7 protein-coding genes and 1 pseudogene are annotated in these 9,541 nt (G+C 61.6%); 4 read left to right on the plus strand and 4 right to left on the minus strand.

Annotated features, from left to right (window positions below):
- Positions 1-143 precede the first annotated feature (143 nt).
- Together PQQ96_RS40555 and PQQ96_RS40560 are read left to right on the plus strand one after the other, a co-directional pair.
- Entirely contained in the window at positions 144-1,457 is a 1,314-nt protein-coding gene (locus tag PQQ96_RS40555) for an MFS transporter (protein WP_408302815.1), read from the plus strand.
- Between the two features lie 574 nt (positions 1,458-2,031).
- Positions 2,032-2,778 carry a winged helix-turn-helix domain-containing protein gene (locus PQQ96_RS40560; RefSeq protein WP_408302817.1) on the plus strand — a complete coding sequence of 249 codons (747 nt, stop codon included), beginning with the start codon at positions 2,032-2,034 and terminating at the stop codon, positions 2,776-2,778.
- A gap of 69 nt (positions 2,779-2,847) precedes the next feature.
- On the opposite strand, the gene PQQ96_RS40565 is transcribed toward PQQ96_RS40560, so the two are convergent.
- The 3 genes from PQQ96_RS40565 to PQQ96_RS40575 form a co-directional block, all read right to left on the minus strand.
- On the minus strand, positions 2,848-3,771 hold the full coding sequence (locus tag PQQ96_RS40565; RefSeq protein WP_408302818.1) for a dihydrodipicolinate synthase family protein: 924 nt from the start codon (positions 3,769-3,771) through the stop codon (positions 2,848-2,850).
- Between the two features lie 111 nt (positions 3,772-3,882).
- The gene (locus PQQ96_RS40570; protein WP_408302820.1) at positions 3,883-5,610 is read right to left on the minus strand and encodes an IlvD/Edd family dehydratase; all 1,728 of its coding nucleotides are present in this window, start codon (positions 5,608-5,610) and stop codon (positions 3,883-3,885) included.
- 352 nt (positions 5,611-5,962) lie between these two features.
- On the minus strand, positions 5,963-6,721 hold the full coding sequence (locus PQQ96_RS40575; protein ID WP_408302822.1) for an SDR family oxidoreductase: 759 nt from the start codon (positions 6,719-6,721) through the stop codon (positions 5,963-5,965).
- Positions 6,722-6,770: 49 nt separating this feature from the next.
- Between PQQ96_RS40575 and PQQ96_RS40580 the strand changes: the two are divergent.
- A pseudogene (locus PQQ96_RS40580) lies at positions 6,771-6,926 on the plus strand (phosphohydrolase); the annotation flags it as partial.
- Between the two features lie 262 nt (positions 6,927-7,188).
- Positions 7,189-7,482: a hypothetical protein gene (locus PQQ96_RS40585; RefSeq protein WP_408302824.1), complete on the plus strand. Its 294-nt coding sequence runs from the start codon at positions 7,189-7,191 to the stop codon at positions 7,480-7,482.
- A gap of 53 nt (positions 7,483-7,535) precedes the next feature.
- Here the strand turns inward: PQQ96_RS40585 and PQQ96_RS40590 are convergent, their stop codons facing one another.
- Complete coding sequence (locus PQQ96_RS40590; protein ID WP_408302826.1) at positions 7,536-9,122, minus strand: Na+/H+ antiporter; 1,587 nt, start codon at positions 9,120-9,122, stop codon at positions 7,536-7,538.
- Positions 9,123-9,541: the final 419 nt, after the last annotated feature.

Below are 9,541 nucleotides of genomic sequence, written 5' to 3' on the forward strand. Positions count from 1 at the left end.
CAGTAGGCAGTAAGCAGTAAGCGCTAGCGCCGCCTAGACCGCCTGGCACACGGCGGACGCGGCTGATAGAAGCACAAAGACCAACTCAATGGCAAAGCGGCGAGCGTGGCAATCAGCCATGCCGGGCCGCGCAGGAGACAACCATGTCCAGTCTTGAATCCGCCAGTCTTTCGGAAGAAGCGCCGACGCGGCTCACGCGCTCGCAGTGGCGCATGATCATTCTCGCGAGTCTTGGCGGCGCGCTCGAGTTCTACGATTTCGTCGTCTACGGCATCTTCGCGCAGTTCATCGGCCGTGCGTTCTTTCCGATGCGCGATCCGATTGTCGGCTTGATGCTGTCGTTCGCCGTGTTTGCGATCGGTTATCTTGCGCGGCCGGTCGGCGGTGTCGTGCTCAGCTATTTCGGCGACAAGTACGGACGCCGGCGCGTGTTTATCATGTCGGTGATCGTCGTGTCGATGTGCACGATCGGCATGGGTATCGTGCCCACGTATGCGACCTGGGGCATCAGCGCCACGCTGTTGATGATCCTGCTGCGTCTCATGCAAGGCTTCTGCCTTGGCGGGGAGCTACCCGGTTCGATTACCTACGTGGTCGAATCGGTGCCGCGGCGCGCGGGACTCGTGTGCGGCATTGTGTTCTTTTGCGTGAACTCCGGCGTGCTGCTGGCGGCGGCCGTCAATCTCTCGGTGCACAGCTTTCTGAGCGGAGACGATGTGGCGGCTTACGGCTGGCGCATCGCGTTTCTGTTCGGTGGCGCCATCGGCTTGCTGAGTTTCTGGCTGCGCCGCAAGCTCGAAGAAACGCCTGCGTTCGCGGAGATGAAGCATCTCGCCGCCAAACATCCGCTGGCGGAACTTTTGCGCGAGCACTGGCGGCCCGTGTTGCTTGGCATCGGCACGACCGCGGTGGTCGCCGCATTCAACGGCTTGCTGTTCGCGCACATGCCGGCTTACCTCGATCGCGTGTTGCACTACGACCCGCGCCGGGTGGCGATCGGGCAGAACGTCGGTCTCGCGGTGGTATCGACGGGCATTTTGCTGTCCGGTTGGCTCGGCGACAAACTGCCAAGGCGCTTTGTGCTGCGCTTCGGCTCGCTGCTTCTGATGGTGCTGAGCTATCCGTTCTACCTGGCAGCCAGCCACCATACGATCGATGTCGTGCTGTTACTCGCGCTGGCCGGTGTGGCCGCGTGCCTCGCCAACGGCACCTTTGCTTGCATCATCGCCGACATGTTTCCGACGCGCGTGCGTTTCAGCGGTGTCGCGTTGACGTTCAATGTCAGCTTCACCGTGTTTAGCGGCACTGCGCCGTTGATCGCCACGTGGCTGATTTCGTCGACGGGTAATGTCACCGCGCCTGCGTATTTCATGGCGGCGTGCGCGGCGCTCTCGCTGGTCGCGAGCTTTGGATTGAAAGCGGTGAGTGGCAAGATCGATTCGCGCTCGACAGGCTGAGGTCACTCAACGGATGGTGCCGTTGTCCGGCACCATCTTCCATGCGCAGATTTGAGCAGCCCCCGAAAGCACATCACTTACCGCCGCGCGCAACGCCGGCCGGCACACCGCCTGACACATACCGTCTGACACGCACCCCCTGCCACGCACGCCTCTTACCTGGGTATGCAAATTACTCTCCCCCTCCAAAGGTGAGGGTTTGCGGGAGTGGCCTGTTCGGGACCACCGGTTCCCCGCCCAGCATGCCTTTGCGGCCTGCCCCCAAACTCGAAAGGTGAGCGTTTTCGGGAGCTGCCCGAGGTGCACTTCGCGCCCAGCCCCACCAGTTCGACCCAAAGGTGAGACTTTTCGGGAGCTGGCGCTCGCATCGTACGGTGACGTCGCGAGCGGTCCTTATCACGTTCTGCGTTGAAAGAGTTTGGAAGAAATTGGCAACCTTGGGGGCTGTTCCGCGTTTTGAGAACAGCGGCATACAGGGAAGATGGCGACGCGGACGACAAGCGGTCAGCGGATATGCTATTCCCGCAAGCCATCGCCTGTCTCTGAAAACCGATCGTCTCCTGGAATCAGTTGGATGAGTCAGCACATTCTTTTTGTTGGCGCCGACGCCGGCTTAACAGCCGTGGTGGGCGAATCTTTACGCGGACAAGGCTGCGGTGTGTCCGCACGCCCTCATTGCGCCGGACTGAAGCACGTGATCGAGGCGGAGCGGCCGGCGTTGCTGGTGCTCGACGTCTCAGCGCCGCACGGCGACGGCCTTGCCGTATTGCGCGACTTGCGCATGAGCGGCAACGACGTGCCGGTGATTTTGCTGTCGGCGAGCAGCAAGGCGATCGATCGTGTGATTGGTCTTGAGCTCGGCGCCGACGACTTCATGAGCAAGCCTGCCGACCCTGCCGAACTGCTCGCCCGCATTCGCGTATTGCTACGCCGACGCGGCGCGCTTGCGCCAGGTGCGCCGGAAACGCGGCCGCCGTATCGCTTCGGACGTTGCGAGCTGAACTTCTCCGCGCGCGAATTGCGCCGTGACAACGAGCATTTCGCGCTGCGCAGCTCCGAGTTCGCATTGCTGAAAATCTTCGTCAATCATGCGATGACTGTCCTCACGCGCATGCAACTCAACGAGAAATTACGCGGCAATAGCGTGCTGCATCAAGGGCGCAGCCTCGATGTGTCGATCTGGCGGCTTCGGCGGCTGATCGAGATCGACCCGTCTGAGCCGCGCTATGTGCAGACGGTGTGGGGACAAGGCTATGTGTTCGTGCCGCACGGTGAGATTGGCGCGGCCGAGCGCGGTGCGATGGTCGCGCCCGGCGTGTGAGGCTCGGCTTGCCAGCCGTAGCGGAGAGTAACTGCCGCAATCGAGACAGTCAGATTGCGCGCGAATGAATTAAGGCAATGGTCCGAGCATCTCGGCGAAGCGCCGCGCTGCTTCGAGACCGAAACGGCTCGGCAGCAATTTCGCATCGCGATCATGCTCAACGTCGAATCCCATCCGCCATGCCGCAATGCGTTTGCCGTAACAGATCAAGGTATCGAGCGACTGCATGACGAAAACGATAGCCGGCAGCACCTGCTGGTACAGCGCTTCGGCTTGTGCAACGTCGCCGCCGACGAATGCCTGATAGATCCGTTGCTGCCAGTCGAAACAATCGGGCGCCACAATTATGCCAGCGCATCCAGCGCGCAGATTGTCGAGCAACTCCATGCCGCCGCGCCCGTTGAGCACCGGCATCAGGTGCCCGACGCGCGCCACCGTCTCCGCGAGCACGATCGACGGCCCTTCGCCCTTGAGCAGACGAAAGTTCGGGCATCGGGCGGCGAGACGTTCGAGATTTTCCGCGGACAATCCCACGCCCAGATATTCCGGTGCGTTCTGAATGCCGACCGGCACGTCGAGCCCGTCCATCACGGCGGCAAAGAAATCGAAATAGAACGCCTCTGGTTGTGGGGTCGCGCCGGCAGTCAACGCGGGCGGTTGCAGGATCAGCCAACTGGCGCCTTGCGCGAGCGCATAGCGAGCCAGATCGCGCTGCGACTCGACCGAACTGCCGCTCACTGTCACCGCTAGCGGCAGCGTGCCGCCGCTATCTTCGATTGCCCAGCGGATGATCTGTTCGCGTTCGGTCTGTGAGAGCTTGTTGACTTCGGTGGCGAGTCCTAGCACGGCGACACCGGGGGCCTGTGCTCGCACGACGGCTTCCATCTGCCGGCGCATGGCAGCACGATCCAGACGATTGTCGCGATCGAAGAAGGCGTAAAGGATGGGATAGATTCCGGCGATGCGGCTGACAGGTGCGGCGGGCAGGTTCATGACTTCAGATTCCACGACGATGAGATTGCGACAAATCGGACATTAGTCGGCGCGGTTGGGCTACAGCCGCTCCCCGACCGCTGCGATGTGCTCCGCAGCGCTACCGTTTGCTCAGTGTGAATCGCGCGGAACCGCCGCGCCGCTCGAGCCGACCAGAAACGCCAGATCGGCGCCCAGATTGGCCTGCTGGACCGTTTCGACATACAACTTGTACCAGCCGCGCGCGGGCGGTGCCGGCGCTTGCCATTCCGCGCGCCGGCGCGCCAGTTCCGCATTGTCGACATCCAGATGCAGGCGCCGCCCGGCGACGTCGAGTTCGATCATGTCGCCATCGCGAACCAGGGCCAGCGTACCGCCCGCGGCCGCCTCCGGCGCGACGTGCAGCACGACTGCGCCGTATGCCGTGCCGCTCATGCGGCCGTCCGAAATGCGCACCATGTCCGTAATGCCCTGCTTCAGGACCTTGGTGGGCAGCGGCATGTTGCCGACCTCGGCGAAGCCCGGATAGCCCTTCGGCCCCGCACCTTTGAGCACCATGACGCAACTCGCGTCAATATCGAGACTTTCGTCGTTGATTCGTGCATGCAGGTCTTCGACGTTTTCGAACACGACGGCGCGGCCGCGATGCTGCAAGAGTTCGGGGGTGGCCGCCGATGGCTTGATGACCGCGCCGTCTACGGCGAGGTTGCCTTTCAGCACGGCGATCCCTGCCTTGGGTTTGAACGGCGCAGCGACCGGAAAGATCACCTTGCGATCGTAGCATTCGGCGCGGCTGACGTTCTCCCAGATGCTGCGGCCGCTTACCGTCAATGCGTCGCGATGCAGTAGCTGCGCCTCGCCGAGCTCGCGCAGGACCGCAGGTAAGCCACCGGCGTAATAGAAGTCTTCCATCAGGAATTCGCCGGACGGTTGCAGGTTGACGAGACAGGGAACATCGGAGCCGCGTTCCCAGTCTTCCAGCTTCAGATCGACGCCGATACGCCCTGCAATCGCCAGCAAGTGCACCACGGCGTTGGTCGAACCGCCGATCGCCGCGTTGACGCGAATCGCGTTTTCGAATGCCTCACGCGTGAGGATCTTGCTCATGGTCAGGTCTTCACGAACCATCTCGACAATGCGGCGCCCTGCCATATGCGCCAAGACCTGGCGGCGCGCATCGACGGCGGGAATCGCGGCGTTGTGTGGCAAGCCCATACCAAGCGCTTCGACCATCGAGGCCATGGTCGAAGCCGTGCCCATGGTCATGCAGTGCCCGCGCGAACGATTCATACAGCTTTCGGCTTCGATGAACTCCGCCATTTCCATCTTGCCCGCGCGCACCTGCTCCGACATCTGCCAGACGCCGGTGCCCGAGCCGATGGTCTCGCCCCGATAGCGGCCGTTCAGCATGGGGCCGCCCGAGACGGCCAGCGCGGGCAGGTCGCACGAGGCCGCGCCCATCAGCAGCGCGGGCGTAGTCTTGTCACAACCGCACAGCAGGATCACGCCGTCGATCGGGTTGCCGCGAATCGATTCTTCGACATCCATCGACGCGAGGTTGCGAAACAGCATGGCTGTAGGCCGCAAATTCGATTCGCCTAGCGACATGACCGCAAATTCGAGCGGGAAGCCGCCGGCTTCGTAGACACCCTTCTTGACGTATTCAGCAAGTTCCCGGAAATGCGCATTGCACGGCGTCAATTCCGACCACGTGTTGCAGATGCCGATCACCGGCCGGCCGTCGAACAGATGATGCGGCAGACCCTGATTTTTCATCCACGAGCGATGAATGAAGCCGTCTTTGTCGGCCTTGCCGAACCAGGCCTGGCTGCGCAGCGTTTTCTTGGGTGGGGTGCTCATGATCGTCTCCTCCATAACGCACTCGCGGAATTGGCGGACAGTCCGCGTATTCGGGCTTTCTGAACGGGCGTGCGGCCAGAAAGCAGCGTTGTTATCGGTTAACTCTATGAGCGGCATGACGCTACGTCAACCTACGTAGAGATGTCCCACATATAAGGTCATTTTTTATCTATCTTCAAATTAGCAATACTAATTAACACAAAATTGCTTTCGAATTGCGCAGCGCGAAGCCCTGTAAGTCGTGTGGGGTAGGTGAGAAGAGCCGGGCGCGGCGCAATGGCCTTGCCCGGCTTCTGATGCAGCAGCCTGTCAGCCGAAAGGTGAGGTTTTTCGGGAGCCGGGAAATTCGACCTCAGGCCTGCTTCGCGACTTCGCGAATATCGGCCACCGGCGTTTGCCCGAATGCATCGCTGAAGGCATAGTCGAGCAACTGCGTGGCGCATTGTTCCGGCGTCGAAAGCTGGCCGTTGCGCTTGAGGTCTTCGAACTTTTCGCGCATCGGGAACTGCTCCGTGCCGCTGCCGCGAATTTCCGCCTGCATATTCGTATCGATGACACCCGGCGCCAGGCTGCAAATACGCAGCGCACGATTCGCATCGAGTGCAACAGCGCGTGCGTGATGATCGAGCGCGGCCTTGGTCGCACAGTAGATGCTCCAGCCGGGATACGCATTGCGCGCCGCGCCGCTGGAGATATGCACGATGCGCCGATCGGTCGCGTCGACGCTGGCTGCGGCGAGCGCGCTCGCGAGCATCAGCGGCGTGGCCACGTTCAGGCTCACGGCGGTCGCGATGTCCGCGGCGTTCTGGCCTTCGATCGGCCCAATTGGCTGAACCATGCCCGCGTTGTTGATCAGCAGGACGCTCTGCGCGCCGCTGACGAAGTTGCGCAGCGCATCGGTTGCAACCCACTGCGCGACGCGTGTGGGATCGGCAAGTTCGAGTTCGATTTCTTCGAGCAGCGCCGGGAAGCGCGCTTTCAGCGTGGCGTGACGCGAACGGGACAAACCCAGTACCGCGACGCCGCGCGCCAGCAGTTGTTCAGCAAGGGATGCGCCGAGGCCGCGCGTGTGGCCGGTCACGATCGCGCGGATCGGAGAAGAAGTGGACATATCGTTCCTTGTAATCGTTGGCTTGAGAAGACTGTCATTTTCTCACGCCAAGGAAGGCATTATCGATGCACTCGCACACGGGACGATCCACAAACCGGAGACGACTTTCGGCAACGTGAAGGCGGACGTGCTGGCGCTGAGAGACCCGCATTACCATCGCGAGAATTTCTGCACGATGATTCTAGGGTCGGCGTGGAAGGATTAGTCGGCACACCGCGGCAAAAATGACAGCCACATAGAAGAAAGATTATCGGCGCAATTTTTCATCCAGCATGTCATTTCCAGTAAGCGCTCGCGACTAAATCCCTGAACACCCGGACGATCGTGCAGGGCGGCCATCACCGGGTGTTGCATCCTCAGACACGGCCTGTGCAACGGATCGACCGCGGCAAGCCAGTCTGAGCACCTGAACGTCGCTTATGCAGCCCTTGTTGAAGCTGGGCTGCTCACGTAAGACTGGAGATGAAATGAAATCGATCCGAGCCATACTGATGTGCGGCTTGCTGCCGCTCGCGCTTGCAGCGGGCTCCGTGCAAGCACAGGGAATAGGGCGCGCCGGCACTTATCTGATGCCGCCCGAGTACAGCATGATGATGGACAAGCTGACGCCTGAACAGCGTGCTCAGGCCATCGGCATCCAGCAAAAAATGATGCAGATGGACATGGAGTATCAGGACACGATGGCGCAGATGGAGATGAAGCACGCGCACGAGATGATGCAGATGCAAAATCAACTGCTCGATATTTTCAAAGGCCATTGAACCCACAACGGTTCGACCGGTTCGCGTCTCGACTAGCGTTAGACGCGGCCCGGTCATCCTCTGCCATGCAACGCGGCGATTTCCTGCAAATCCAGATCCCGCTCAAGCACGGTCAGCAGTTCATCATGAATCAACCCTGACCGATGTATCCGCAACAACTCGCGGCGACCGGCCGCCACGGCGGCAAGCACGACGTCGTAATGTGCGGATCGAACATCGGAGGGATATTCCGTCACATCCTGGTAGGTTTCGGTCATCCGCGCCCGATAGCTATATTGCTCCAGCAGGCGTGGATGAATCACGTGTCCCTGGGCGTCGTGCACAAGCGGTTGGATCGCGGCAAGCTGCGCCGCTTCGAGCTTTGCCCACGCCTGAGGTTCGGTCAAATGCTGCTCGTTGCGCTCCTTCACGCTATCCAGTTTGACCCAATGAATCAACGCACCGATCGTGGTCCCTTGCCCGAGCACGGTCACGAGAATCACCGCGAACGATGCGACCAGAATCAGGTCGCGCCCCGGCATCGCCTCGGGCAACGAGAGCGCGATTGCCAGCGTCACCACGCCACGCATGCCGGCCCAACTCGTCACCGTCGACGAGCGCCAGTCGAGCGCAATGTTTGCGCGTTGCATCAGCTTGCAGACCAGCCCCTTCAACCATTCGACGGCGAACACCCACACGAAGCGCGACAGCACGACGGCCGCGATCACTGCGCCGACCGCCGGTGCCAGCGCGCTCAGCGTGTCGCCGACACCGCCCAGCCGCACGATTACGCCACGCAGCGACAGCCCGATCAGAATGAACACCAGGGCTTCCATCAGGAAGATCAGGACCTGCCAGAAGGCTGTGCCGCGCGTACGCACCGAGGCAGAAAAGACTTCGTGCTGATGCCAGCCAAGCACCATTCCACAACTGACGGTTGCGATGACGCCCGAGACGTCCAGCATGTCGCCGGCGATGTAGCTGATCCACGCGGAGAGTGCGGAGGCGGTGATGATGAGGTAGGCGTCGTCGAGGTAACGCAGCAATTTGACGACCACGAAGCCGATCGCGATGCCCACTGCGATGCCGCCCAGCCCGAGCACGGCAAAGCGCCCGATGGCATCTTGCGCGCTGAACGTGCCGGTCAGCGCGGCCGCGACGGCGAAGCGGAACAGGACGATGCCGGCGGCGTCGTTGAGCAGGCTTTCGCCTTCGAGGAGCACCATCAAGCGGCGCGGCAGCGCGACGCGTTCGAGTACGGCCTTCGCGGCGATGGCGTCAGGCGGCGAGACGATCGCGCCCAGCGCGAAGCACGCGCTCCACGGTAAGGCCGGCACGACCCAATGCACGACCAGGCCGACCGCGACGGTCGTAAAGGCGACGGCGCCGATGGCGAGCAGCAGGATGCCACCGAGATTACGTTTGAATTCGTCCCACACGGAAAAGTAGGCGCCGTCCATGAGGAGCGGCGGCAGGAACACGATCAGGACCAGCTCGGGGTTGAGGTTGATGGGCGGCAGTCCCGGCACGAAGGCCATGGCCGCTCCGCCGACCAGAAGTGCCGCCGCTGGTGGGAGTCGTAGCCGCTTCGCGAGTAGCTGGAGAGCGATCATCGCGACGAGCGACAGCAGGACGAGTTTGAAGGCCATGACGGTGGACATGCGGGGCCTCGATGAGTGGCTAAGCGTGGGAGCTTCTTTTTATCACACGGCGGGGTGTGTGCCTGTGCGTGTGCCTGCGGCTGAACCGATGGGAGATATGTCTGTGGCGTCAAGCACTTGGCTTGGCTGTGCGCAGGTTGTCCACAGGCTTGCGAACAAATTATGTGGACAACTAGAGGGTGGGGTGGCCACGAGTTGGACTGTGGCCTTGTTGTCGGGCTTTTTGCGCGCGTCTGATCGCGGATGTTGAGTGATGCTTACTCGTGAGCCGCTAGCGGATAGTTCTGTCGGTTCAACCACTTGGTTGGGATGTGAGTGGGTTGTCCACAGGCTTGCCAACAATTTGTGGGGACAAGTTTTTTTGCCTGCGACATTGGGCTTTGCTTGATCTGGTTGCCTGCGCGGCGCTCGTTTCTGTG

Origin of the sequence: Paraburkholderia sediminicola (assembly GCF_046027825.1) — a bacterium.
GTDB lineage: Bacteria > Pseudomonadota > Gammaproteobacteria > Burkholderiales > Burkholderiaceae > Paraburkholderia > Paraburkholderia sediminicola_D.

What these genes read in the sequence shown, in the direction of transcription:
- PQQ96_RS40555 (WP_408302815.1), top strand. Translation starts at nt 144, where the DNA reads ATGTCCAGTCTTGAATCCGCCAGTCTTTCGGAAGAAGCGCCGACGCGG.
- PQQ96_RS40560 (WP_408302817.1), top strand. Translation starts at nt 2,032, where the DNA reads ATGAGTCAGCACATTCTTTTTGTTGGCGCCGACGCCGGCTTAACAGCC.
- PQQ96_RS40565 (WP_408302818.1), bottom strand. Translation starts at nt 3,771, where the DNA reads ATGAACCTGCCCGCCGCACCTGTCAGCCGCATCGCCGGAATCTATCCC.
- PQQ96_RS40570 (WP_408302820.1), bottom strand. Translation starts at nt 5,610, where the DNA reads ATGAGCACCCCACCCAAGAAAACGCTGCGCAGCCAGGCCTGGTTCGGC.
- PQQ96_RS40575 (WP_408302822.1), bottom strand. Translation starts at nt 6,721, where the DNA reads ATGTCCACTTCTTCTCCGATCCGCGCGATCGTGACCGGCCACACGCGC.
- PQQ96_RS40585 (WP_408302824.1), top strand. Translation starts at nt 7,189, where the DNA reads ATGAAATCGATCCGAGCCATACTGATGTGCGGCTTGCTGCCGCTCGCG.
- PQQ96_RS40590 (WP_408302826.1), bottom strand. Translation starts at nt 9,122, where the DNA reads ATGTCCACCGTCATGGCCTTCAAACTCGTCCTGCTGTCGCTCGTCGCG.